Genomic DNA, 22,691 nt, shown 5'->3' with positions numbered 1-22,691 from the left:
AATGCTAAAATAAGCTAAAAACGAAGGAGTAGATTATGGGCGTAGAGCGATTTAAGGTGTTTGTTGATGAGTATCAAAAAAGTGAGGAATACAAAGAGCCACTAGGCTTTGGAATCTCACGCGTGGAGATTGGCAAAAAGTCTAAAGCGGTGCTTTGTGCGACTTATCCTACAATGAATTGGAAAGGTGAAAATCTCGGCACTTATGCGGTGCTATGTCAAAGTGCAAAGGAGGCAGAGCAAATCTCTGCAACTGAAAATGAAGCGGTGTATGGCATTAATCAAGAGTTTGTTAATAAGGCTTTAGAGCTATATGAGCCGTTTTTAAGTGAGGCTTTAAGTGATCCACAAACACACAAAAATATACAAGTAATATTAGAGCTTAAAAAACAAGCCAACAAAGGTAAGCTAAAGACAAAAGGCGGTAGGGCGAGATATAGATTCTGCGTGATTTATAAAGATGAGAAATGCGAGAGTGTAGAATCTGCGTATCTTAAACTTCTAGCCCTTTCACTTGGTAAAGCCCCATTGCGTTCCTTGCAGCTTGATGGAATCTTTGGATTATTGCAAAATGTCGCTTGGAGCGGAAATAAACCCTATGAGCTAGAATGGCTTAGAGAGAATGAAATCGCTCTAAAAATGGAGGGCGAGTTTCCACATATTGACTTTGTGGATAAATTCCCACGCTATTTAATGCAAGTCATTCCACAATATGATAATATCCGCTTACTAGATTCTGCTAAAACTCGCTTTGGTGCGTATCTTGGCAGTGGTGGTTATACGCAAATGCCCGGAGCGAGTTATGTGAATTTTAACGCTGGGGCTATGGGAGCGTGTATGAATGAAGGACGCATTAGCTCAAGTGTTGTGATAGGTGAAGGCACGGATATTGGCGGAGGGGCTAGTATCTTAGGCGTGTTAAGCGGGGGCAATAGTGAGCCTATTAGCATTGGTAAAAACTGCCTGTTAGGTGTGAATAGTGCCACAGGCATAAGTCTAGGTGATGGCTGTATTGTAGATGGCGGTATCGCGGTGTTGGCTGGTGGGGTGTTTTACATTAAGCCTGAAGAGGCGGCGAAAATTGCAGAGATTAATGATACTTTTGCTGTCAAAGAGAGCAATCTCTATAAGGGCAAAGAGCTATCTGGCAAACACGGAATCCACTTTAGATGTGATTCTCAAAGTGGTAAAATGATAGCCTTTAGGAGTAATCGTAAGATTGAACTCAATAGTGCATTGCATTAATCTGCGTCGTCTCTTGCACGCTTTTTTGGGAGTTTGCTCTTTTGCTTTGGCACTGCCGCTTAGGTAGCTTCTCGCAAAAAAAGCTTCACAACCCAAAAAATCATCACAAGATACTTCCGCAGCAGACATTGTGGAGTTTTTTAGATTCTAGAATCGGCGATTACTTCGTCTCGTGCTTTGTCATTTTGCAAGTGTGGATTTGCCACCGCATATGTTAATAAACTCCTTGCACTTGGCTCGTAAAGCCCCGATTCTAGCAAAAAAAGCTGACGCAGAATCGGATTCTGGCAAGTGAGATGGAATCTTGTCTTTAATATGGCATTATTTTTGCTTTGAATGTTTTAGGTAATTTTTTAGTCTAGGATATACGATGAAAAAACTTTGTATGCTTTTTTGTATGGCAATAACGATGAGTGTGCTACTTGCAGAGCCACAAGAGACGGCTGGAGAAGTAAGTAAAGCTCCTAGCACACAAGAGGATTCTACCCCTAATGTCAATACACCAACTCCGCCACAGCAAGAGAATGCGCCTAGCGGACTTCTAGGCTCACAGCCTCTCACCCCTGCTAATCAAATCACAGGTGCGCCACTTGATGATATGCTTGAAAATGTCAATGAATCAAATACTGCGCTCAAATCGGCGATGAGCTTTGCAAAACAGGGCGATTATGAGAGTGCGTTACAGCTTTTTGCACAATCTTGTGATCAAGGCAATGCGGCAGGGTGCTTTGGCTCGGGACTTATCTATATGTATGGGGCAAACTCTGGTGTGCCTAATCCGCAAAAAGCGGTGAATTATTATTATAAAGCTTGTGTGGGTGGCGATGCGGTGGCGTGTGCGAATTTGGCAATGGCGTATGATAATGGAGAAGGTGTTAAAGAAGATAAGGAGCAAGCCGCACAACTCTATGAAGTGGCGTGTCAAGGGGGAGATTCACTGGGCTGCACGAATATCGGCTGGATGTATGCTAATGGTGTTGGTGTGAAAAAGGACTACCAAAAGGCGTTGGCGTATTATAATAGTGCGTGTCAGCTAGGGAGTGATTTAGGCTGTTATAATCTTGGGCTTATGAGTAACACCTATAATGTCTATGGTATGACAAAGGATAAAATGAGCTATGTGGAGATGAACTATGTAGCGTGTCAGCAGGGCGATATTGTGGGCTGTGGGAATCTGGGCTGGATGTATGCCACAGGCTCAAATGGAACGGAAAAAAGCTACTATAATGCGGCAAAATATTTTACTCTTGCGTGTGATAGCGGACATATACAAAGCTGTAATAATCTCGGTGTGCTATATGATGGTGGCTTTGGTGTAAGGCAGGATAAACGCAAGGCTATTGAGCTTTTTGGCTTGGCGTGTGATTATGGCATAGAATCTGGCTGCAACAACTATTCGCTTATGAGAACAAGAGGGAGTGTAAGTGCGGGGAATAATAACTTCTTTGGCTTGAAGTAATGCGTCTTAATCAATATATCGCTCATCACACAAAATATTCTCGCAGAGAGGCGGATAAGCTCATAGAATCTGGGCGAGTAAATATTGAAAAAAGCAAGGCGAGTTTGCAAAGTGTATTACAAGAGGGTATGAGTGTTTTTATAGATGGTAAAAGAATTGTGCCAAAGGAGCAATTTACTTGCATTGTCTATCATAAGCAAAAAGGCGAGCTTGTGAGTAAAAGCGATGATCGTGGGCGAAAGGTGATTTATGATAGTCTTGAAGGTCGCTTTAAGCATTTTATGTATGTAGGGCGATTAGACTTTGCAAGTGAGGGGCTACTTATTTTGACTGATAGCACACCTGTTGCTAAGGCGTTAATGGAATCTCATTTAGAGCGGACCTATCTTGTAAAAATTAATGGTGAGATTACAAAAGAAATCATAGAGGCTATGGAAAAGGGCTTGGTAAGTGAGAATGCAAGGGCTGGAGGGCATAGTAAAAGTAGCATTGTGGCAATGGAGTTTGCCCCATTTACACACTATGAGATTCTTAAAAATGATAAGAAATACTCCAAGCTCAAAGTAAGTATAACAGAGGGAAAAAATAGAGAGTTAAGGCGGTTTTTTGGAGCATTTGGCAGAGAAGTGCTAGACTTACGCCGTATAGCTTATGGCTTTGTGAATCTTAATGCGCTTCCTTGTGGCAAAAAGCGATATTTTACAAAAGAAGAATACAAGAGTCTGCATACATTTTTAAAAGAACAAGCCCTGCTGGGAGATTCAAAAACACCTAAAAGCATTCCGCAAATTCTCAAACACACTTTTTGAGATAAAGCAAAGAGAGATAAGTATCAATTTGACTTGATGGTTTGTGAGATTCTAAGGTCAAACATTCTTAAGAAATTTAAACATAAATTTTTAATTACATATTGTATTTTTAAAAAAAAGTGATATAATACCGCCTTTATGAGATAACACAAGGAGTGTATGTGATAAAGCTGCGTGGCATTAATAAGACTTATCCTAATGGCTTTGTAGCACTTAAAAATATAGATTTGAGTGTGGAAAAGGGCGATATTATGGGGATTATCGGCTATTCTGGTGCGGGAAAAAGCACTCTTATTCGCATTATCAATCGCCTTGAAGAGCCAACAAGTGGAGAGATTCATATTGATGGTGTGAATCTCTTAAACCTTAGGGAAAAGGCATTGCAAAAGGAGCGTCAAAAAATCGGTATGATTTTTCAGCATTTTAATCTTTTGAGTGCGAAAAATGTCTTTGATAATGTCGCCTTTGCCTTGCGTATCGCTAAGTGGAAAAGTAGTGAGATTAAGCCGCGTGTGAATGAGCTATTAGAGCTTGTGGGATTAAGCGATAGAGCAGGATTCTATCCTAGTCAGCTCAGTGGAGGGCAAAAGCAGAGAGTGGCGATTGCTAGGGCATTGGCTAATCACCCAAAGGTGCTTTTATGCGATGAGGCAACTTCCGCACTTGATACAAAAACAACAAAGTCCATTCTCTCCCTTTTGCGTGATATACAGCAAAAGCTGGGCTTAAGTGTGGTGCTTATCACACATCAAATTGAAGTGGTGCGGGAGATTTGCAATAAGATGTGTGTGGTGAGTGGTGGTGAGATTGTGGAGCGGGGCAGCGTAGATTCTGTATTTGCTTCGCCAAAACACCCCATTACAAAAGAGCTGATTTCGTTTTTGCCCCAAGATGAAGAGCGTGTTATTTCGCATTTGCAAAATAAAGACAATGTGTATAAAATTGTCTTCACAGGACCTTATGCGCAATCACCGCTTATTAGCCAAATGGTAAGAAAGTTTGATATTGATGTGAATATTTTAAGTGGCAACATTGATGAGCTTGCCACGGGGGAAGTTGGGCATTTGGTGTTAAAATTTATCGCACAAGATTCTGTCCTGCAAGATTCGCTCAAATGGCTACAAGAGCAAGGCGTGAGTATAGAATCTTTAGCAGATTTACAAAAGGAGAGAGGCAATGCTTGATTTTTTGAATATGTGGGAAAAGCATTTTTTGGTATTTTTGGGAAATGTTTTTACAGATCCTATTGCCTTTAGCCTTGCTAAATCGTGTTGTGAAACACTCTATATGGTGCTTTTCTCTACATTCTTTGCTGTGATTTTTGGACTGCCTTTAGGGGTATTTTTAAGTGTGATTAAGCCTTCTGGCATTATGGCAACTCCAAGTTTATATAGAATCTTAAGTGCGATTGTCAATGTGGTGCGTTCCTTTCCTTTTATCGTGCTTATCTTTTTGCTGTTGCCACTTTCAAAACTCCTTATCGGCACGAGCATTGGTAGCACGGCGGCGATTATCCCTCTTGTGATAGCTGCCACCCCATTTATCGCACGGCTTTTTGAAGGGGCGTTTGATGAGGTGGATAAGGGGCTAGTGGAAGCTACAATAAGTATGGGAGCAAGTAAGAAAGTGGTGATTTTTATGATGATTTCTGAATCTTTACCCTCCATTATTAATGCTATCACAATTACTTCAGTTAGCCTTGTTGGCTTTTCTGCAATGGCTGGTGTTGTGGGGGCTGGTGGGCTAGGGGATTTAGCCTATCGCATTGGCTTTCAGTCTTTTAAGCCTGATGTTTTGACCTATGCGGTTATATGTATCATCGTTATGGTGCAATGCATTCAATCAAGTGGCGACTTGTTTGTCAAGCGTTTGCGTCAATATCGTTAGAATATAGACATTTAAACCATAAAAAGGAGATAGTGAATGAAAAAAATTGTGAGCTTGGCTTTTGTGATGGCCTTAAGTGTAGGATTTGTAGCTTGTGGAGATGAAAAGGCTCAATCAAGCAAAGATGAAGTGAGTAAGTCTGCTCCCTTGAGAGTAGGGGCGACACCTGTGCCAGCTGCGGAGATTTTGGAGTTTATTAAACCGCAACTTCAAGCAAAGGGCGTGGAGATTCAGATTCAAAACTTTACTGATTATGTTGTGCCTAATACTTCTTTGGCAGAGGGAAGCAGTGATGCAAACTTGTATCAGCATAAGCCCTTTATGGATAAGACTAATGAAGAAAAAGGCTATAAGCTTACAGCAATTGCACCTGTGTATGTTGTGCCTTTGGGCTTTTATTCACAAAAGATAAAAAGTGTTGATGAGATTCCACAAGGGGCGAGTATTGCCATTCCCGGCGATGCGTCAAATATGGCAAGGGCATTTATTTTGCTCCACGATAATGGTGTGATAAAAATCAAAGATCCTAGCAATCTCAATACAACCGAGCTTGATGTCATAGAAAATCCTAAAAAAATCGTGTTTAAGCCTATGGAGGCAGCGTCTTTGCCACTAGTGCTTGATAGCGTTGATGGTGCGGTGATTAATGCAAATTATGCTTTGCAGGCAAAAATGAGCTTAAAATCTGCCATTTTCCACGAAAATGATAAGAGTGCGTATGTGAATGTGCTTGTGGCAAGGGAAGATAACAAGGAAGATGAGCGTATAGCTAAACTCAAAGAAGCGCTTTTGAGCAAGGAAACGCGTGAGTTTATCCTTTCAAAATATAAGGGCGAGATTATCCCCGTGAGTGAAGCACAATAGGTGAATCTTAAGATTCTAAAACTTTAAGAAAAGGAGAAAAAATGAAAAAGTTACTTGCTTTAGTTTTTGTAGCAGGTTTAGCCTTTGTTGGCTGTGGCGATGATAAGGATAAGGGAACAGATTCTAAAAAGACACAAGAGCAGGAAAAAGTCGTGCTAAAAGTCGGTGCTACGCCTGTGCCACACGCGGAGATTTTGGAGTTTGTAAAGCCTGATTTGGCAGAGCAGGGCATTGACCTGCAAGTGGTATCTTTTACAGATTATGTTTTGCCTAATATTAGTCTTAATGATGGTTCGCTTGATGCGAATTTTCATCAGCACAAGCCATTTTTAGATGCCCTTAAAGCAGATAAGGGCTTAAAACTAGAATCTATTGCAGCAATCCACCTTGAGCCACTTGGAGTGTATTCTACTAAGATAAAAAGCCTTGATGAATTGCCGCAAGGGGCTAGTATAGCTATTCCAAATGATCCAAGCAATGGTGGCAGAGCATTATTGTTGCTTGAGGCAAAGGGTTTGATTAAGCTTAAAGATTCTAGCAATCTCACTTCAACAGAACTTGATATTGTGGAAAATGCTAAAGATATTAAAATTAAGCCCGTTGAGGCTGCACTCTTGCCTCGCACACTTGATGATGTTGATGCCGCTGTAATCAATGGCAACTACGCGTTGCAAGCTGGGCTTAAAAGCGGCGATGCGTTGGTGCTAGAGGGCAAAGAATCTCCTTATGCCAATATCCTTGTCGTGCAGGAATCTAGGGTGAATGATGAGGCATTGCAAAAGCTTAAAAATGCACTGCAAAGTCAAAAGGTAAAGGATTTTATCCAAACACAATACAAAGGGGAAATAGTTCCCGCATTTTAGAACATTGCAGAATCTTTTGTAGATTCTGCAAGATACCACCCTTATTTCAATAGATATATAACATAGCAATTTCAAGGATAGGGAATGATTGATTTAGGTAAGGAACTGAGCAGTTCTACATTGATAACTTCCAAGACAGATTTAAAAGGCAAGGTCGTGTATTGTAATAAGGATTTTATCCAATACAGCGGCTATAAAGAAGAAGAGATTTTTGGCAAACCTCATAGTATTGTGCGACATAGCGATATGCCTAGAGCGGTTTTTAAGCTTTTGTGGGATTATGTGCAAAGGGGAGAGGAAATCTTTGCTTTTGTGAAAAATAAAACTAAAAGTGGCGGACATTATTGGGTGTTTGCTAATGTTACCCCATCGTTTGATACAAATAATCAAATTGTGGGGTATTATTCTGTGCGACGGAAGCCAAATGCAAAGGCGGTTGAAAAAATCGCTGAAGTATATAGAGAGATGAAAAATGCAGAATCTCAATCTATGGAGGCGAGTTTAGCCGTGCTTCATAAGATTTTAGATGAAAGCAAGATGAATTACAATCAGCTGATTTTGACAATGCAAGATAAAGCGTAGGGGGGGATTATGAGTAAGATTGATATTGTTTCCTTATTGCTTCTTTTGGTGGGCATTGGTGTTGATGGTTATTGTAATGGATTTAGTTTAGCAAGTCTTATTTTTGCACTCCTTGCTGGAATTGTGTGTGTGAGATTCTATATGGCAAGGCACGATGAGCGACTTTTCAAAACTTTGGCTCATACGACAAAAGAGTATGCTTTAGGTAAGTTTGATTCACGCATTACACATATTAAAGGAAGCGGTGCTGTTGTAGAGATTTGTGAGCATTTAAATGATTTTGCTGATCATCTGGAAGCTTTTTTGCGTGAAGTGAAAAGCTCTATTGAAAGTTCGCAAGAAGGGCGATATTATCGCAAAGGCTTTGCTGGTGGTCTTAATGGCACATTAGCACAAAATATCGCGGGGATTAATAAGGCTCTAAGTGCGATTGAAGAAAATGCTAAAGATTCTATTCGCAACGCATTGTCTAAAAATTTGATGAATCTTAGTCTAAAAAGTCAAAATGCAAATCTTGATAGCATAGCAAATACACTGAATGACGATATTGTTTATATGAAGAAGGTGGATTTAAATATCCGCGATATCCGCGATGCGTCAATTGAAAGTCGCGAAGATGTGAGTAATTTGACAGAATCTATTAGCGAGTTGCTTTCATTGATTGAGAGAAATAATCAATCTATCCAAAGTCTTGCTGAAAAATCACGCGATATTGGTAATATTGTCGCACTTATTGATGATATAGCTAATCAAACTAATCTTTTAGCATTGAATGCTGCTATTGAAGCTGCTCGTGCTGGAGAACACGGAAGAGGCTTTGCGGTTGTTGCTGATGAGGTAAGAAAACTTGCTGAAAATACGCAAAAAGCTACAAATGAGATTTCCATCTCTATCCAAAGTATGCAACAAGAAGTAGGGAGTATTGAAGAGGGTGGTGATGAGGTAAGTAAAATTGCTTCTGTGTCTGAATCTAAGCTCCATACATTTAATGAGGTGTTTGACAAAATGGAGGCTAATAGTGCGTCTTTAGATGAGATATTTGCCCAGCTCTATAAGCAATTGGTGTTATCTGTAACAAAGCTTGATCATATTTTGTTTAAATCAAATCTTTATCTCTGTCTTAATACGCAAGAAAAGAATGAGAATCTTGCCTCGCTTAATCCTATCTCTCGTTTGCTTGATAATGAAGATACACAAAGTGTGATTCATACACTTTTACCACAAAGCAGGGCAGATGAGATAGCCCAAAGACTTTCTACAGATTCTGCCAAGGCAACTTCATTTATTGGTGAAGAAATTACGCAGGGCAATTCTACGGAGATTATTCAAAGTGTGAGCAGTTTGGAGCAGGCTTCAGAGGCATTGCTTGAAAGCTTAAGCAAAAACTAGAGCGTTTTTAGAAATGCTTCAAGTGCTTCAATCTCATCGCTACTTAAGCCTAGTGGCTTGAGAAGTGAATCTGTCTTGGGGTAGGGGAGATTTTCCCTTACTTTATCTTTTGTTTCCCCTGTATTTGCTTTTGTATTTTGTGTTGGCTTTGGGTGGAACATTCCTCCATTGTAGGCATTCAGCACTCCACGCAGATGTGGAAAAAGCCCATTGTGCATATAGGGTGCTGTTTTTACTACATTTCTAAGGCTTGGCGTTTTAAACTTGCCTATATCCTCTGTGTTGCCCGTAGTGTGGTAATAGCCCAAATCTTCATATTTTCTTCCATAATAAGTAAGTCCAAGATTATGAAAGCCATCATCACTAAAACTCGCTCCATAGTGGCAGTTCATACAACGACCTTTGGTGCGGAAGAGATGTAACCCCCACACCTCCTTATCGCTTAGGGCTTGAGATTGCCCTTTCATAAATTTATCAAAGCGGCTATTTTTTGGCATAAGCGTTCGCTCATAAGTGGCGATAGCTTGGGCTAAACGCTCCGTGGTAATCTCATCACTTCCAAAAGCCTCTTTAAACATCGCTTTATAACCAGCATCTTTAGCCAATCTTTTGACTGCTTTTTGTGGGGAATACGCCATCTCCTTTGGGTCAGCTATGGGAAAAAGGGCTTGAGATTCTAAGTCTTTTGCCCTCCCGTCCCAAAACTTTTCCTTTCCAAATGCCGACATCACAATGCTTGGTGCGTTGCGTTTGCCTAGCTGGCGGTTATGTCCATAACTTACACTCCGCCCATCAGCAAACCCTAGCTCTTTATCGTGGCAAGTGGCACAGGCAATTTGTTTGCTTTGAGAGAGGATAGGGTCAAAAAAGAGCTTTTCCCCAAGCTTTGCTTTAGCTAAGGAATAGGGATTAGATTCTGGATAGGGCGGTGTATCTGGCAGGGCAGATAGCTCTTCCCATAACACGCTGGAATCTACTTGTGGCGTTTGCCATTGAGATTTGGGAGAGAGATACATTTTTCGCAAAGCTTGTATGTTTTTTGGCATAGCATAGGCTGAGCTTATGCCAAGCACACAAACGATTGCGATTGCGATTGTCTTGTGTCTGCTATTATGTAAAAAGTTTTTCAAAATTTATATCCCCCTTGAATCCAAAATTGTCGTCCTATCTCATACACCGCCACAGATGCACTTGAAGGGATACCGGGTATCATAGCACCATTTGTTCCGCTAAGGGCAGCTTTGTTGCGAGTATTTAGCATATTATAAATATCAAAATTCACAAATACAATATTACCCCTCCATACATTCATCTCAAAGCCTAGCCGCATATCCCAGCTAAAAGCTCCATCAAAGTGCATTTTGCCATATTGCTTTAAAGTTGAGTTTGGATTATGTCCTGCAGCTCCCTTATTTAAAAGCACCATCGCATCATATCCGCCACGATAGCGGAAGAAATTATTAAAAAGCCATCTTGTCCTCCATAGTTTAAAAGTGTGTGTTGTAGAAAGTCGCAAGGTAAAGGGTCTTGCGAAGTTCTCTGCTGGACGATCTTTATATTTGATTTGGACACCATCATAGATAATATCATCATTATTAAGATAAGCATCATCAGGAGAATAGAGATTGTAGCTTCGTGCTACCTTTGTATAATCAAAAGCAAAAAGTATGTGATTTTTCACGCCATATATCTCTAAGGGCTTGGTGTTTTGTAGGCTAAGGGTAATGATATGGCTTTGGCTCTCCCCATCATTAGTCCAAGTGGTTATGGAGCTTTTATTTTGCTTAATACTTTTCTGCATTACTTCATCTTGTCCGTGGCGATAGATGTATTTAGCACTGAGATTAAAAAGCCCAAGATTCTGCATTATGCCTCCCATAAGTTCATCGCTATAAGGGACATTGAGCCTTTGAAAGTCATAGCTTGATTTGCCATCTGTTGTTGTGGTTGGAGTCCAGCTGGAATGAGAATCATTTCTGCTGTAACTCTGTGTGTTATTTGCTACAAGCTCATAGAGGCGGTAGCTTAAGAGATTCCGTCCATAGTAGCGATTTGCTCCAAAGATAAGCTCACTTTTATACTCTTCCCAAGGGGCAGTGTAGTTAAGACTAAATCGTGGAGCTAAGGTGTGCTTTTGCATATAGGTATCGCCATCTAGTCGCAATCCTAGCCGTGTTTGAATCTTGCCTATTTGCTCCAAGTCAAGCAAAATAGAATCTTCAGCATAGATTCCATACGCAAGGTTATCAAGGGCTATTTCACCGCTCTTAGATTCTGTAACTTGATTAAAATATTGTCCTTGCCAAGGTGCGTTTGGAGTTTTACCATCGCCTTGCGTTTGTGTATTAGAGCAGGTAGCAAAGTCAAACATACTATCCGTGCCACAAGGTTTGTTTTTAAGTTCAGTAGGATTTCCAAAAGAATAGTAGGGATTTTTACGATTGCGATAAGCGTGAGTGTAGTTTGCCTCAAAGCCTATGTTGAGCGTATGCTCGCTTTTCCATAAATCCAAAGATTCAAAGTTCATATTTGACTTATAATTGAGTGTATTTTGAATCTGCTCCATATCGCCATATCCGCCCTCACTTGCCCTTGGACTTCTGCTATTTGTCCCTGCCCAGTCCTTATCGCCTTGTGAATAATACCACGACATAAAGTAGTTTTTCTCACTCTCCCTTGAGTTCTGCATAAAAGAGTAGCTCAAAGTATTGCTCCATAGCCCTATGTTACTATCATAGAGGGCTTTAAGCCCACTTTGAATCCCCCCACTTTTCATACTATAAAAGCTATGTTTTGCTACGTTATTGTAGTAGGTATTATCTTGAGGCATATAGGCGAGACTTGCTTCAAGCGTTAGCTTTTCGCTTGGATTATAATGTGTTTTAATATAGTAGTTATCAATGTAGCGATGTTGCTCTCTCGTGGCATTTGCCTCTGTGCCGATGTCAAGTGAATAACCTTTAAGGGGGATAAAGCTCCGCGTGGTAGAAAAGCTTGTGATAATGCCTAGATTCTGCGTAGCATAGCCCTCAAGATTGGCACGGATTAAATGCTTTGTGAAATTTGGCTGATAGTTTTCATTTGAGCTTGTGATGAAGTTTGTCTCTTGGCTTTCATCTATAAAGTATTGTGTCAAATCGCTACTCGTAAATTGATAGCTCACTCCTCCGTGCCACCCAAACAAACCGCCCTTATCAGCTCGTGGCTTTCGCACATTTGCCTCCACCACTCCCCCGGTAAATCCCCCATAAGCAGCCGAGATATTAGAATCTTGCACTTGGATAGATTCTAGAAGGCTTGTATCCACCGCTAAACCTTGACTTCTCCCACTTCTTAACGCATTTGGTCCATTTGTAGCCCCGCCATTTGGATCTAAATCATTATTCATATTAAAGCCATCAAGCTGAAAGTTATTTTGGTAGAAAAGCCCACCGCTAATGCTTATATTTGCTGGGTCAATCTCGCCGGGTGTGGAGGACTTGAGCTGAGCATTATCAAACTGAACATTAGGAATTATTTTTAATATTGAAGTTATATCGCCATTACCACTTGGCGTAGAATCTAGCATAGTTTTATTGAGTTTTGAACCGCTTTTGTAGGTTGTCGTAGTGGGTGTAGCAGTGATGATAGAGGTGGAAAATTTGACACTTCTGTGCTGGGAGCTTTGCTCTGTGGAGCTAGAATCTTGCGTAGCGTATAGGCTAAGATTACTCACAAAGCATATCGCACAGGGGAAGAAAAATCCTTTTATATAAATAATATTTATTTTCATTATTGATGCTCCAAAATTAAAATGCGGATTATAGGATAAGGATTCTAAAACTATTATAAAAATAATTCTTATTTTGATATTTTACTTTTTGTTATCTTTTGTGCTATAAGCTAGGGATTTTTATTTCATATCATAAGGAGCATTTATGAAAAAAGTCGGTTTATTTTATGGAAGTGATGGCGGGGCGACACAGGAAGTCGCACAGAGAGTTGCAGATAAACTTGGGGATTGCCAAATGTTTGATGTGGCTTCAAGTAAGGCTGAAGATCTAGCTGGGTTTGAAAATCTTATCCTTGCTACGCCAACTTATGGCTCTGGCGATTTACAAGATGATTGGGATAGCTTCCTACCTAACCTTGATGAAAGTGCCTTTAGTGGCAAGACAATTGCTCTTTTGGGTCTAGGCGATCAGGATATTTATAGCGATACTTTTTGCAACGGGATAGCCCATATTTATAAAAAAGTTTCAAAACAAGGCAAAATCGTAGGGCAAATAAGCACAGATGGTTATACCTTTGATGATAGTGAAGCGGTAGTTGATGGTAAGTTTGTGGGCTTAGTCATTGATGAAGTCAATCAAGAAGAAAACACAGAGCAAAGAATTGCAGCGTGGGTTGATAGCCTAAAAAACGCTTTTGCTTAAATCTCTTAAAAACGCCAAGGTTGCTTTGGCGTTAGAATCTTAATTTTTTACATCGTGTTTATTATGGAGCTAAGAATCTCACTCTGCACCAATGCCATATAGCTAATCGTCCCGCACACAATACTCACAACAGGAATCTTAAATAAAATATGTGTGCTACTTACGATAAACACAGCGATAATTTCATTCAGCCCATAAGGCGTTTGTGAAAAATTTGTATCTTTCAAACAATACACAATAAGCATTGCAATAATCGCACTAGGCAGCACTTTACCCAAAAAGACGATATAAGCAGGTGTGGATTTAGCAAAAATGATAAAGGGTAAAAATCTACTCAAAAAAGTATTGATAGCAATGAGTGCAACAAGCAGCATAGAGTGGTAGATTTCAGGATTCAAGAGACTTTCTCCGTAGTGTAAGAACGATACAGATTCCAACAAGGGCTGGGAGTAAAAAATGCTCAGCTTTAAAAATATACAAACATACAAGGCTAACAAAAATTCCAATAAGCGCGGGTGTTCTCATTGTTTTATTCCGCCATTGTTCTATAAAAATCGCCACAAAAATCGCACTCATTACAAAATCAAGCCCCTTTGGCTCAAAGTCTGCAAAACTCCCCACAATCGCCCCAAGTGTGCAGCCTATAATCCAATAGCTATGATTTAATAACGCGATAAAAAAATCAAACCAATGCTTATCAATATGTGGCTTTGGGCTTTTGAGATTAAGCAGGGCTAGGGTTTCATCAGTGAGTGAGTAAATCATATAGTAAGACTTTTTGCCCATTTGCTTAAAACGCTCCAGCATACTGATAGAGTAAAAAATCTGCCTTGCATTAATCATTGAAACAAGCACGAAGGATTCCCACAGCCCAGCTCCACTTGCCATAAGTCCAACAGCGATAAATTGTGTCGTCCCACCATAAATAACTATCGCCATAACAAACGCCCATAACGCCCCATATCCCGCCTTTTGAAGCAAGATTCCAAACACCATACCCATAAACACATAGCCAAGCAAAATAGGAATAGTATGTGGAAAAGCGTCTTTTAACGCCCACAATACATTTAAGGCATTTTTAGGCATTGCTACATTCTTGTTTTTGCTGTAATGCCAAGTAGGGCTAATCCGCGTGTGAGTGTTTGGCTAATAACTTTTAACACATATAAAATATCATTTTGATTTGGAGTTTGCAGGATTTTATGTGTGTTGTAGAAGCTATGCAGACTTGCGGCGAGATTTTTAAGATACTCGCATATTTTTTGCATTTCTCTATCGCGGAAGCTTGATTCTAAGATATGTGAAAGACACAAAGATTCAAAAAGCAAATGTGTAGCAGAATCTTTAGAGTTAGAATCAAAACTCAAGCTTTGGATATTTTTTTCCAAATCCTGCATATTCACACCTGCTTTTTCAAAAAGCGTATGGATTCTTGCATTAGCGTAGTTGATATAGTAGATAGGATTGCTTGAATCTTGTTTTTTTAGCTCATCTACATCAAATTCAAGGTGCGTATCAGGCTTTTTAGAGAGAAAGATAAATCGCAAGGCATCACTGCCGATCTCACTAGCCACATCTTTCATAAGGATAAAATTTCCCGCCCTTTTACTCATCTTATAGGGCTGCCCACCTTTAAGGAGACTTACCATTTGAGAGAGTAGCACCTCAAGCTTATTCTCATCATAGCCTAGAAAGTGTATCGCCGCCTTTACTCTTTGGATATAGCCGTGATGATCAGCTCCCCAAATATTAATATAGCGTTCAAAGCCACGCTGAAACTTATCCTGATGATAGATAATATCCCCTGCTAAATAAGTTGGCTCACCGCTCTCACGCACAATCACGCGGTCTTTTTCATCATTAAGCTTTGAAGAGGCAATCCACACTTTAGAATCTTGCGTGTAGATTCCATTATTTTGCTTTAAAGTTTGCAGTGTGCTATCCCAGCGTTCATACAAAGCCTTTTCACTCACAAAATTATCAAAGCTAATGCCAACTTGTGAAAGATTATCCTTAATCTCTTGGAGCATTGCATTTTTGCCAAAATCTGCAAGTGCGGGGATAGAATCTTCACTCTCAAAAATGCTTTTCCCAAAGTGCTTTTGACATTCTTTTGCTAAATCTATGATATATTCTCCGCGATAATAGCTCTCTGGATATTCCACTTCACGCTTTAAAATATGCTCCTGCCCTGCAAGAAGTAGAGATAGTCCTAGCATTTGAATCTGCGAACCCGCGTCATTGATATAATACTCCGTGGTAATCTCATAGCCCAAATGCCTACCCACACGCGATAATACATCACCATACACAGCTCCCCGTGCGTGTCCTATATGCAAAGGTCCCGTTGGGTTAGCACTGACAAACTCAAGCAAAATGCTTTCTTTGTTTTGCTTACTTTGTGGTGCGGTAGATTCTGCTTTGCTTACATCAAAAAGAAAATCGGTAGAAAGGGTTAAATTAATAAAGCCATTGAGTGCTTCTACCTTGCTGAAGGCAGGATTTTGGGCTAGGGATACTGAAAGCTCTTCAGCTAAAAGCTTGGGATTTTGCCTTTTTATTTTCGCAAGACTAAAAGCAAGAGGTGTGGCTAAATGCCCCAAATCCTTATTTTTAGGCTTTTCTAAAACAATCTCGCTTTCATTCTCAAGCCCACAAGCTTGAGCTAAAATAGCTTTAATGTGCCGATACATTAGACTTCTTGCTTTTGAGAATCTGCTTTATTTTGTGTGGTAGATTCAGTAGCTTGGGTTTGCTTGATTTGTGAAGCTTCCCCTACTTGCGAGATTTCTTCTTTGCTTGTTGTGCTTTCATCATCTTCTTTGACTGCTTTTTTAAAGTTTTTTATCCCACTGCCTAAGCCTTTAGCAAGCTCTGGAATCTTCTTGCCACCAAAAAGTAACAACACAATAACTAAAATTAAAACAATCTGCCACATACCAGGTGGTGTCATAGGAACTCCTTTGTGTTAAATTGAGATATTATACCGAATCTTGCCATTAGTCTTGCCACTTTTGGATAATATGTGAAAAACGCTCAATCTGCTGATATTTAAGCGAACGCGCAATGGCAAGCATAGCCTCTTTGGCGGTATGTATATCATCATTAATAATAAGATAGTCAAAATCATCAATATGCTGCATTTCATTATGTGCTTGTATCAAGCGAAACTCAATGGTTTGCAAGTCATCAGTTTGCCTAGCCACAAGCCTTTGTTTTAGAATCTCTTTATTTTTTGTGGTAATAAACACAGATTTTGCAAAATCGCCAAAATATTCCTTAATGCTGTGATGTCCTTGCACATCTACATCAAAAAGCACGATTTTATCTTGTGCTAAGGCGGTTTTAACAGGCTCTAATGAAGTGCCATAAAAGTTTGTATGCACCTCCGCCCATTCCAAAAAGACATTGTTTTTTATATCAGCTAAAAATTTATCTTTATCAACAAAATGATAATGCACCCCATCAATCTCACCATCGCGGATAGGACGCGTGGTGGTGGAGATTGAAAAATACACATCAGGGATAGAATCCATAATTGCCTTTGTAAGTGTGCTTTTACCACAACCGCTTGGTCCAGATATGATAAGCACCGCTCCTTTTTGCTCTAGAGCTTCTCTGCTCATTTGCTCTTATCCTTAAAGCTAATGTTTATGGTTACTTCAAGCCCATCAAGCATTGATTTGAGATTGTTGGAACTCAAGCTTGAAATGCTACTTTGCACGGAGTTTGCTATCATATTTTTGACAATCTCTTGGGACTGTGTATCCTGCTGGGTGCTTTGCTCGTGGCTATTTTGTGCCAAAGCAGATTCTGTCATATCTTGTGAATCTAGGGACATATTTTCAAGGCTTTCATCAAGGGATAACAACTCTTCAGGGAGTTTCTCGCCGAGTGCTTCTGCGATTTGTGGCTCTTTAAGCGAAGTAAAATCAGCACTCTCTTCATCAATAGCTTGAAGGGCTTTGCTGACTTCATTTACTTGCTCCTTGTCAAGCACAGGCTCATCTAAGCTCACTTTTTCCACATTATCAAGCAAGTCATTTTCTAGTAAACCTTCACTTGAAAACTCATCATCAAGCGGTATATGTGAATCTGTAGCCTCTTGTGTGGTGTCCTGTTGTGTTTCATCATTTGTATCAAGGGAATCTAGCTCATCTAGCCCATCAAGGCTAAGTGCTTCATCGCCTAAATCGCTTAAAGATTCTGTATTTTCTGCTTCCAAGTTTTCTTCATTCTCTTCATTCAAAGATTCTCCACCTAAGTTTTCATCAGCAGAATCTGTAGATTCTATATTGTGTTCCATTTCGTTTTGAGATTCTATGTCGTCTAACTCTGTTTGTCCTAGCTCATTTTCAAGCCCTGCCAAATCTCCCAAACTATCCAAATCATCTAAGTTATCTAACTCGCCCAAATCATCAGCGTTTTGTGTTTGTTTTGTTTCCCCTAGATTGTCATTTTCCCCTGCGTCATCATTGAGAGTTTCCAAATCATCTAAACCACCCAGCTCATCTTGTGTAGATTCGGCACTTTGTGTTTCTGCAATTTCTTGTGCAGAATCTAAATGTGCCATCTCATCGTCCAAATCCCCCAAATCATCTAAGCCTTGAGATTCTGTCTCTATACTTTCTTGTTCTGAATCTTTAGAATCTTCTTTTGTCTCATCTGCCAAATCTAGCTCATCATCTAAGCTTAAAGATTCTGTTTCATCTTGTGTGTCGGTAGAATTCTCTTCAGTTGTAGAATCTGCAGTGCTTTCAGTCAAGCTTTCATCTTGTGTCAAGTCATCTAAATCGCTTAGATCCCCCAAATCTCCCAAACTATCCAAATTATCCAAATCCGCCATATCCCCCGCTTCACTTACTGCCTCTGCTTTTTCTTCCGTCTCTACTGAATCTGTCATAGATTCAGTATTTTCATCATCACTAAAACCATCAAGCTCATCAAGTCCGCTCAAATCAAGATTAATATCTAGCCCCTCATCTAAAGTCGCTTCAGGGTTTAGCTCATCGGTCGCTTGTTCTATATCAAGTGTTGGCTCTTCAAGTGCTACTTCTTTTGCCATTTCTTCACTTTCAGTATTTTCTGCTTGAGAATCCCCGCTATCATCACTTTCTGCTTGGATAGATTCTTGCTTTATTACATTGCTAGAATCTACATTAGAATCCCCACTGCTAGAACTTTCAAGGTTATCATCAAGCAAGTTATCAATCTCTTCTAGCCCTTCATTTAGGTTATCAAGCTCAATAGGAGCATTTCCTGCGTTGTCTAAACTTTCCCCATTTAATGCCGCATCAAGCTCTGCTCCAAGTGCTGAATCTACCGAATCCAAAGGCGTTTTTTCAGGGTTTTGTGCGGGGGCTTGTTTGCTAAGCTGTGCGGTGAAAATATCCAAAATGCTTGTTGGCAAAAAGGGCTTTTGCACATAGTCATCAAACCCTTCAATCCTTTTGCCTTGCTTGTTGTAAATAAGGCATTTGCGTTTGTCTTTGAGTGCTTCTGTATAGGCTTGTGAATCTAGCCCAAAGCAATCATCATCAACAAGGATATAATCATACTGCTCTAGGTTAGTAAGTTGGCTAGATTCTGTGATTGTGGTGAGATCTGCCCCAGCTTTTTTGGCTGTGATTTCAACGAGTTTTTGAACGATTTGATTGGTATTGATGAGTAGAAATTTCATATACATTCCCCGCTTTTATTGCTTTTTGTGTAATAATAACCTATGATTATAACTAAATCCACAGCACAAAGGAATAAAATGCAGGTAAAAATGGCAAAAATATTGAGAAAATGTAAGAATTATGTGTTTGTGGGGATAATTCACACTTTTTTACTTGCTTCATTTGCGTTTTCTGCTCCAAATGATACGCTTTATATACTGCCCTATGAGCAAAAACAAGCTTTGGGTGCGTTGCAGGAGGCGTTAAGAAATGCAAAGCGTGAGATAAAAATCAGCATTTATAGCTTTACAAATAATGATATTGCTAAGATTCTAAGAGATGTGGCAAAAAGGGGCGTGAGCGTGGAGATTATCTTTGATAAAGAAAGTAATATGGAGAATAAAAGTTCAGTCATTGGCTATCTAGCAAAATATAATAATATTTCCGTGTGTCTGCTAAGCGGGGTGAAGGCTAGAAATGGCAAGTATTATGGGATAATGCACCAAAAAATGGCGATTATTGATGATGAGATTTTAGTGCTTGGCTCGGCAAATTGGAGCAGAAACGCTTTTGAAAATAACTTTGAAACCCTGCTTTTTAGTTTTGAGCCTAATCTTGTCCAAAAGGCAAATAACGCATTTGAAAAAATGAAGCAAAATTGCTTGGGATTCTAGGGTGCGGAGTGTGAGACATTGAGTATTTTATATTGTGGCTAGGTTGCTTGTGCGTTTGTGTGGGATTCTAAAAAAGGGGATTTTGCAATACAATCCCCTTTGTTTGAAAGCTTTCAGTGTAAAAAGTAAGTTTATTTTTCCCCGCAATCAAAAACTTGAGCGTGGATTCTATAACTTTGAGCAACTACTTTTTTGCCTAGTGCATTGGGTTTGCATTCAAAAGGTGTGCTTCTACCACCAAAGAAACCAACGGAACTACACATTAATTTTTCGTGTGTAGGTGCAACTAATGCTCTTTTGCCGTGTGCTACATCAGCAGCTGTGTTTCGTAGGTCATTCAATGCCCCTTCTCTTATTTTCTCATAAGAAGGTCCAATTTTACCCTCAGCATCATCTTGTCCTTCCACTTCGCCTAAAAGTCTGCAGTTATAAGGTGTGCTTTTGGCGACAGTTACACTTCTTGCTTGTTTTTCAAGCTCTTTTGGCACATAAGGCACGGTTGGTCCAAAACAACCTGCCATAAACAAAGCTAAGGTTGCTCCTATAACGACTTTATGCGTATGAGATACAATTTTTGTATTCATTTTTTTCTCCCTGTTTTTGTATTTTCTCTTGGCGAGTGCGAGATTCTAGGTAAAAAATACTTAAAATAATATTTATTTAGAAAATATTTACCTAATTTGATTTAAAAAACTTTTTGTGTAGATTCTAACCCAAAAGAATCTAAGGGACATAATGAAATACACACAGCAGGATATGGCGCGTATTATTGATGTTACACCAAAGACTTTGAGAAATTGGCGAAAGCATAAGCCAGAGCTTTATAAGCGTGTGTTGCTAAGTTTTAAATATGATGAGATTGTTGAAGATTTGCATAAGCATATCAGGGAGCTACAAAATTTAGAGCCAAAAGAAAGGTAGGCAAAATAATAGTTTTGGCGTAAGACTAAGTAAAAGGATAAAAAACGCAACATAGAATCTAAAAAGATTCTATGTTGTGGCTTTTAGAATAGCGGAGCGATGGCAAAGCCAAGGGCTACGGCAAACACGATAGCTATAATACCCGGAAGTATGAAGCTATGATTGAAAACAAACTTGCCAATGCGTGTAGAGCCGGTGTCGTCCATTTGCACCGCACCAAGTAGCGTAGGATAAGTAGGAAGCACAAATAACGCTGATACAGCCGCAAAACTTGCTACCAAAATATACGCAGAATCCGCATTTGTAGCGGTGATACCGAGTGCAGCAATCACAACCGGCATAATCGCCTTAGCCGTAGCCGCTTGTGAGTAAAGCAACATACTCGCAAAGAAAAGGGCTACTGCCAAAAGTGCGGGATAATCGCCCACAAGTTTGCCAGCTAAATCGCCGATTTCTGCTTTGTAGCCATCAACAAAAGTATTGCCAAGCCAAGCCACACCTAAAACGCACACACAAGCTGTCATTCCCGCCTTAAATGTGCTTGCATCAAGCAGTTTGCCCGTTTCTACCTTGCAGAAAATCACAATCAAAGTCGCAATCATCAGCATAAAGCTCATAATCGCCCCATCGCGTGGCAATCGCACAGGGTCAATATAGCTTTTCACCATTGCTGATAAGTTTGCTAGCATTCCATCTTTTTGTGCGAAGTCGGGTAGGATAGAATCTAGCTCATTACTTAATGAATCTAGCTTAGATTCTATTAATGCAATGGCTTTTTCATTCTGCTCATTTTTAGCAATAGAATCTATCTCGCTTTTTGCAGTGGCAAAGGCATTTTGAAGATTCTGCACTTCATTTGGATTTGCCTTAATGGCGGGGATAGAATCTACATAAGCTTTCTTCAAAGATTCTAGCGGTGCGATAAGATTTTGCTTTTCTAGCTTTGCTTGTTCGCTATCTTTGAATGCTAAAAGTGAAGTTGCTTCTTTCTTTATAGAATCTAGCTCATTATCCACATAAACCGGGATATTTTTGCTAACAGAATCTAGCATAGGCTTACGCACGACATCAGATATTGAAGTCGCATAAATCACCACGCAAAGCACACCCGCAAGGAAGATCCCAACACTTAGCTTTGCTCCCTTTTTTAGCTCAATGTGTGCTGCACCATTTGTTGATTTCACAAGCCCAGCCTTTAGTCGCTCTTGATACACAGGGTCTTTACTCAAATCAAGCGGGAAAAACTTACTCACCACAAAGGCAGTCAGCATACACGCACTAAAAGTTGTGATAAGCCACACTAAAAGCAAGGTAGGATAGCTCCAGCCAAGCGGCTCTAGCACACCGGTCATATACACTACCGCCGCACTTACAGGACTTGCGGTAATGGCGATTTGACTAGAGACAACAGCGATTGAAAGGGGGGCGGAGGGCTTAATATTTTGCTCTTTTGCCACTTCCACAATCACAGGTATCATAGAAAACGCAGTATGTCCAGTCCCTGCTAAAAATGTCAAAAAGTAGGTAACGGTGGGGGCAAGGTAGTTAATATATTTTGGATTCTTTCTTAGAATCTTTTCAGCCACCTGCACCATATAGTCTAGCCCACCAGCAAGCTGCATTGCCGCAATCGCCGCAATAACTGACATAATGATAAGGATAACATCCCAAGGAATAGCCCCGGGCTTCATACCCAAAAAGAGACAAAGCACAACGACACCAAATCCACCGGCATAGCCTATCGCCATACCGCCAAGCCGAATACCGATAAAAATAGCTCCAAGCAGCACGGCAACTTGAAGTATAAGCACTAACATTTCCATTGTAATCCTTTGTTTTGTATTTCAATTTTAGAATCTAGATTCTGCTCATTGTCTTAGGTGCAATGTAGTTCTTGTCATTGCGAAACTTCCGCTAGGAAGTT

General features: G+C 40.0%; 21 protein-coding genes and 2 pseudogenes. 12 read left to right on the top strand and 11 right to left on the bottom strand.

The window, feature by feature from the left end; genetic code table 11:
- The first annotated feature begins 35 nt into the window (after positions 1-35).
- The 9 genes from LS74_RS07220 (at position 36) to LS74_RS07180 (ending at position 9,097) form a co-directional block, all read left to right on the top strand.
- Positions 36-1,244 carry a 2,3,4,5-tetrahydropyridine-2,6-carboxylate N-succinyltransferase gene (locus LS74_RS07220; protein WP_034585251.1) on the top strand — a complete coding sequence of 403 codons (1,209 nt, stop codon included), beginning with the start codon at positions 36-38 and terminating at the stop codon, positions 1,242-1,244.
- 370 nt (positions 1,245-1,614) lie between these two features.
- A complete protein-coding gene (locus tag LS74_RS11680) occupies positions 1,615-2,703 on the top strand; it encodes a tetratricopeptide repeat protein (protein ID WP_034585248.1) in 1,089 nt (362 codons plus the stop codon).
- Entirely contained in the window at positions 2,703-3,512 is an 810-nt protein-coding gene (locus tag LS74_RS07210; RefSeq protein ID WP_034585246.1) for a pseudouridine synthase, read from the top strand. Before LS74_RS11680 ends, LS74_RS07210 begins: the two co-directional genes overlap by 1 nt.
- A 161-nt stretch (positions 3,513-3,673) precedes the next feature.
- The gene (locus LS74_RS07205) at positions 3,674-4,696 is read left to right on the top strand and encodes a methionine ABC transporter ATP-binding protein (protein ID WP_034585232.1); all 1,023 of its coding nucleotides are present in this window, start codon (positions 3,674-3,676) and stop codon (positions 4,694-4,696) included.
- A gap of 10 nt (positions 4,697-4,706) precedes the next feature.
- On the top strand, positions 4,707-5,399 hold the full coding sequence (locus LS74_RS07200) for a methionine ABC transporter permease (protein WP_201274716.1): 693 nt from the start codon (positions 4,707-4,709) through the stop codon (positions 5,397-5,399).
- Between the two features lie 36 nt (positions 5,400-5,435).
- The gene (locus LS74_RS07195) at positions 5,436-6,263 is read left to right on the top strand and encodes a MetQ/NlpA family ABC transporter substrate-binding protein (protein WP_034585225.1); all 828 of its coding nucleotides are present in this window, start codon (positions 5,436-5,438) and stop codon (positions 6,261-6,263) included.
- A gap of 41 nt (positions 6,264-6,304) precedes the next feature.
- A complete protein-coding gene (locus LS74_RS07190) occupies positions 6,305-7,126 on the top strand; it encodes a MetQ/NlpA family ABC transporter substrate-binding protein (RefSeq protein ID WP_034585222.1) in 822 nt (273 codons plus the stop codon).
- An 84-nt stretch (positions 7,127-7,210) separates the two neighbouring features.
- A complete protein-coding gene (locus LS74_RS07185; RefSeq protein ID WP_034585220.1) occupies positions 7,211-7,708 on the top strand; it encodes a PAS domain-containing protein in 498 nt (165 codons plus the stop codon).
- Positions 7,709-7,717: 9 nt separating this feature from the next.
- Positions 7,718-9,097: a methyl-accepting chemotaxis protein gene (locus LS74_RS07180; protein WP_034585217.1), complete on the top strand. Its 1,380-nt coding sequence runs from the start codon at positions 7,718-7,720 to the stop codon at positions 9,095-9,097.
- On the opposite strand, the gene LS74_RS07175 is transcribed toward LS74_RS07180, so the two are convergent.
- Both LS74_RS07175 and LS74_RS07170 read right to left on the bottom strand, forming a co-directional pair.
- Entirely contained in the window at positions 9,094-10,227 is a 1,134-nt protein-coding gene (locus tag LS74_RS07175) for a cytochrome-c peroxidase (protein WP_034585214.1), read from the bottom strand. The genes LS74_RS07180 and LS74_RS07175 overlap by 4 nt on opposite strands.
- Positions 10,224-12,869, bottom strand: a complete 2,646-nt coding sequence (locus tag LS74_RS07170; RefSeq protein ID WP_034585212.1) for a TonB-dependent receptor — start codon at positions 12,867-12,869, stop codon at positions 10,224-10,226. The genes LS74_RS07175 and LS74_RS07170 overlap by 4 nt, the downstream gene beginning before the upstream one ends.
- A 145-nt stretch (positions 12,870-13,014) precedes the next feature.
- On the opposite strand from LS74_RS07170, the gene LS74_RS07165 reads away from it, so the two are divergent.
- A complete protein-coding gene (locus LS74_RS07165; protein WP_034585209.1) occupies positions 13,015-13,512 on the top strand; it encodes a flavodoxin in 498 nt (165 codons plus the stop codon).
- 47 nt (positions 13,513-13,559) lie between these two features.
- Here the strand turns inward: LS74_RS07165 and LS74_RS07160 are convergent, their stop codons facing one another.
- The 6 genes from LS74_RS07160 to LS74_RS07135 are packed head-to-tail and all read right to left on the bottom strand — an operon-like array spanning position 13,560 to position 19,192.
- Positions 13,560-13,910, bottom strand: coding sequence for a branched-chain amino acid transporter permease (locus tag LS74_RS07160; RefSeq protein ID WP_034585208.1), 351 nt, complete (start codon positions 13,908-13,910; stop codon positions 13,560-13,562).
- Positions 13,900-14,598, bottom strand: a complete 699-nt coding sequence (locus tag LS74_RS07155; RefSeq protein WP_034585206.1) for an AzlC family ABC transporter permease — start codon at positions 14,596-14,598, stop codon at positions 13,900-13,902. Before LS74_RS07155 ends, LS74_RS07160 begins: the two co-directional genes overlap by 11 nt.
- 2 nt (positions 14,599-14,600) lie before the next feature.
- Positions 14,601-16,205: an arginine--tRNA ligase gene (gene argS / locus LS74_RS07150; RefSeq protein WP_138128957.1), complete on the bottom strand. Its 1,605-nt coding sequence runs from the start codon at positions 16,203-16,205 to the stop codon at positions 14,601-14,603.
- Positions 16,205-16,465 (bottom strand): twin-arginine translocase TatA/TatE family subunit, encoded by a 261-nt coding sequence (gene tatA / locus LS74_RS07145; protein ID WP_034586017.1) that lies wholly within the window; start codon positions 16,463-16,465, stop codon positions 16,205-16,207. Before tatA ends, argS begins: the two co-directional genes overlap by 1 nt.
- 46 nt (positions 16,466-16,511) lie before the next feature.
- Complete coding sequence (gmk, locus tag LS74_RS07140) at positions 16,512-17,138, bottom strand: guanylate kinase (RefSeq protein ID WP_034586019.1); 627 nt, start codon at positions 17,136-17,138, stop codon at positions 16,512-16,514.
- The gene (locus LS74_RS07135; RefSeq protein WP_167480472.1) at positions 17,135-19,192 is read right to left on the bottom strand and encodes a midas domain-containing protein; all 2,058 of its coding nucleotides are present in this window, start codon (positions 19,190-19,192) and stop codon (positions 17,135-17,137) included. The genes gmk and LS74_RS07135 overlap by 4 nt, the downstream gene beginning before the upstream one ends.
- A gap of 99 nt (positions 19,193-19,291) precedes the next feature.
- On the opposite strand from LS74_RS07135, the gene LS74_RS07130 reads away from it, so the two are divergent.
- The gene (locus tag LS74_RS07130; RefSeq protein ID WP_407920975.1) at positions 19,292-19,846 is read left to right on the top strand and encodes a phospholipase D-like domain-containing protein; all 555 of its coding nucleotides are present in this window, start codon (positions 19,292-19,294) and stop codon (positions 19,844-19,846) included.
- A gap of 131 nt (positions 19,847-19,977) precedes the next feature.
- Here LS74_RS07130 and LS74_RS07125 read toward each other — a convergent pair whose 3' ends face one another.
- A complete protein-coding gene (locus LS74_RS07125; RefSeq protein ID WP_034586028.1) occupies positions 19,978-20,430 on the bottom strand; it encodes a DUF4156 domain-containing protein in 453 nt (150 codons plus the stop codon).
- Positions 20,431-20,581: 151 nt separating this feature from the next.
- On the opposite strand from LS74_RS07125, the gene LS74_RS07120 reads away from it, so the two are divergent.
- Positions 20,582-20,767, top strand: a complete 186-nt coding sequence (locus LS74_RS07120) for a hypothetical protein (protein ID WP_034586030.1) — start codon at positions 20,582-20,584, stop codon at positions 20,765-20,767.
- A gap of 83 nt (positions 20,768-20,850) precedes the next feature.
- Here the strand turns inward: LS74_RS07120 and LS74_RS11675 are convergent.
- Positions 20,851-21,423, bottom strand: a pseudogene (locus LS74_RS11675) (anaerobic C4-dicarboxylate transporter family protein); the annotation flags it as partial.
- Between the two features lie 402 nt (positions 21,424-21,825).
- Positions 21,826-22,590, bottom strand: a pseudogene (locus tag LS74_RS11670) (anaerobic C4-dicarboxylate transporter family protein); the annotation flags it as partial.
- Positions 22,591-22,691 lie beyond the last annotated feature (101 nt).

The sequence above is a fragment of the Helicobacter magdeburgensis genome (assembly GCF_000765825.2).
Lineage (GTDB): Bacteria > Campylobacterota > Campylobacteria > Campylobacterales > Helicobacteraceae > Helicobacter_C > Helicobacter_C magdeburgensis.
This window is presented reverse-complemented; position numbering and strand designations above follow the sequence as displayed.

Coding starts and splice junctions, on each gene's coding strand:
- LS74_RS07170 (WP_034585212.1), bottom strand. CDS start 12,869: ATGAAAATAAATATTATTTATATAAAAGGATTTTTCTTCCCCTGTGCG.
- LS74_RS07165 (WP_034585209.1), top strand. CDS start 13,015: ATGAAAAAAGTCGGTTTATTTTATGGAAGTGATGGCGGGGCGACACAG.
- LS74_RS07120 (WP_034586030.1), top strand. CDS start 20,582: ATGAAATACACACAGCAGGATATGGCGCGTATTATTGATGTTACACCA.
- argS (WP_138128957.1), bottom strand. CDS start 16,205: ATGTATCGGCACATTAAAGCTATTTTAGCTCAAGCTTGTGGGCTTGAG.
- LS74_RS07125 (WP_034586028.1), bottom strand. CDS start 20,430: ATGAATACAAAAATTGTATCTCATACGCATAAAGTCGTTATAGGAGCA.
- LS74_RS07180 (WP_034585217.1), top strand. CDS start 7,718: ATGAGTAAGATTGATATTGTTTCCTTATTGCTTCTTTTGGTGGGCATT.
- LS74_RS07195 (WP_034585225.1), top strand. CDS start 5,436: ATGAAAAAAATTGTGAGCTTGGCTTTTGTGATGGCCTTAAGTGTAGGA.
- LS74_RS07220 (WP_034585251.1), top strand. CDS start 36: ATGGGCGTAGAGCGATTTAAGGTGTTTGTTGATGAGTATCAAAAAAGT.
- LS74_RS11680 (WP_034585248.1), top strand. CDS start 1,615: ATGAAAAAACTTTGTATGCTTTTTTGTATGGCAATAACGATGAGTGTG.
- gmk (WP_034586019.1), bottom strand. CDS start 17,138: ATGAGCAGAGAAGCTCTAGAGCAAAAAGGAGCGGTGCTTATCATATCT.
- LS74_RS07155 (WP_034585206.1), bottom strand. CDS start 14,598: ATGCCTAAAAATGCCTTAAATGTATTGTGGGCGTTAAAAGACGCTTTT.
- LS74_RS07210 (WP_034585246.1), top strand. CDS start 2,703: ATGCGTCTTAATCAATATATCGCTCATCACACAAAATATTCTCGCAGA.
- LS74_RS07200 (WP_201274716.1), top strand. CDS start 4,707: ATGTGGGAAAAGCATTTTTTGGTATTTTTGGGAAATGTTTTTACAGAT.
- LS74_RS07190 (WP_034585222.1), top strand. CDS start 6,305: ATGAAAAAGTTACTTGCTTTAGTTTTTGTAGCAGGTTTAGCCTTTGTT.
- tatA (WP_034586017.1), bottom strand. CDS start 16,465: ATGACACCACCTGGTATGTGGCAGATTGTTTTAATTTTAGTTATTGTG.
- LS74_RS07135 (WP_167480472.1), bottom strand. CDS start 19,192: ATGAAATTTCTACTCATCAATACCAATCAAATCGTTCAAAAACTCGTT.
- LS74_RS07185 (WP_034585220.1), top strand. CDS start 7,211: ATGATTGATTTAGGTAAGGAACTGAGCAGTTCTACATTGATAACTTCC.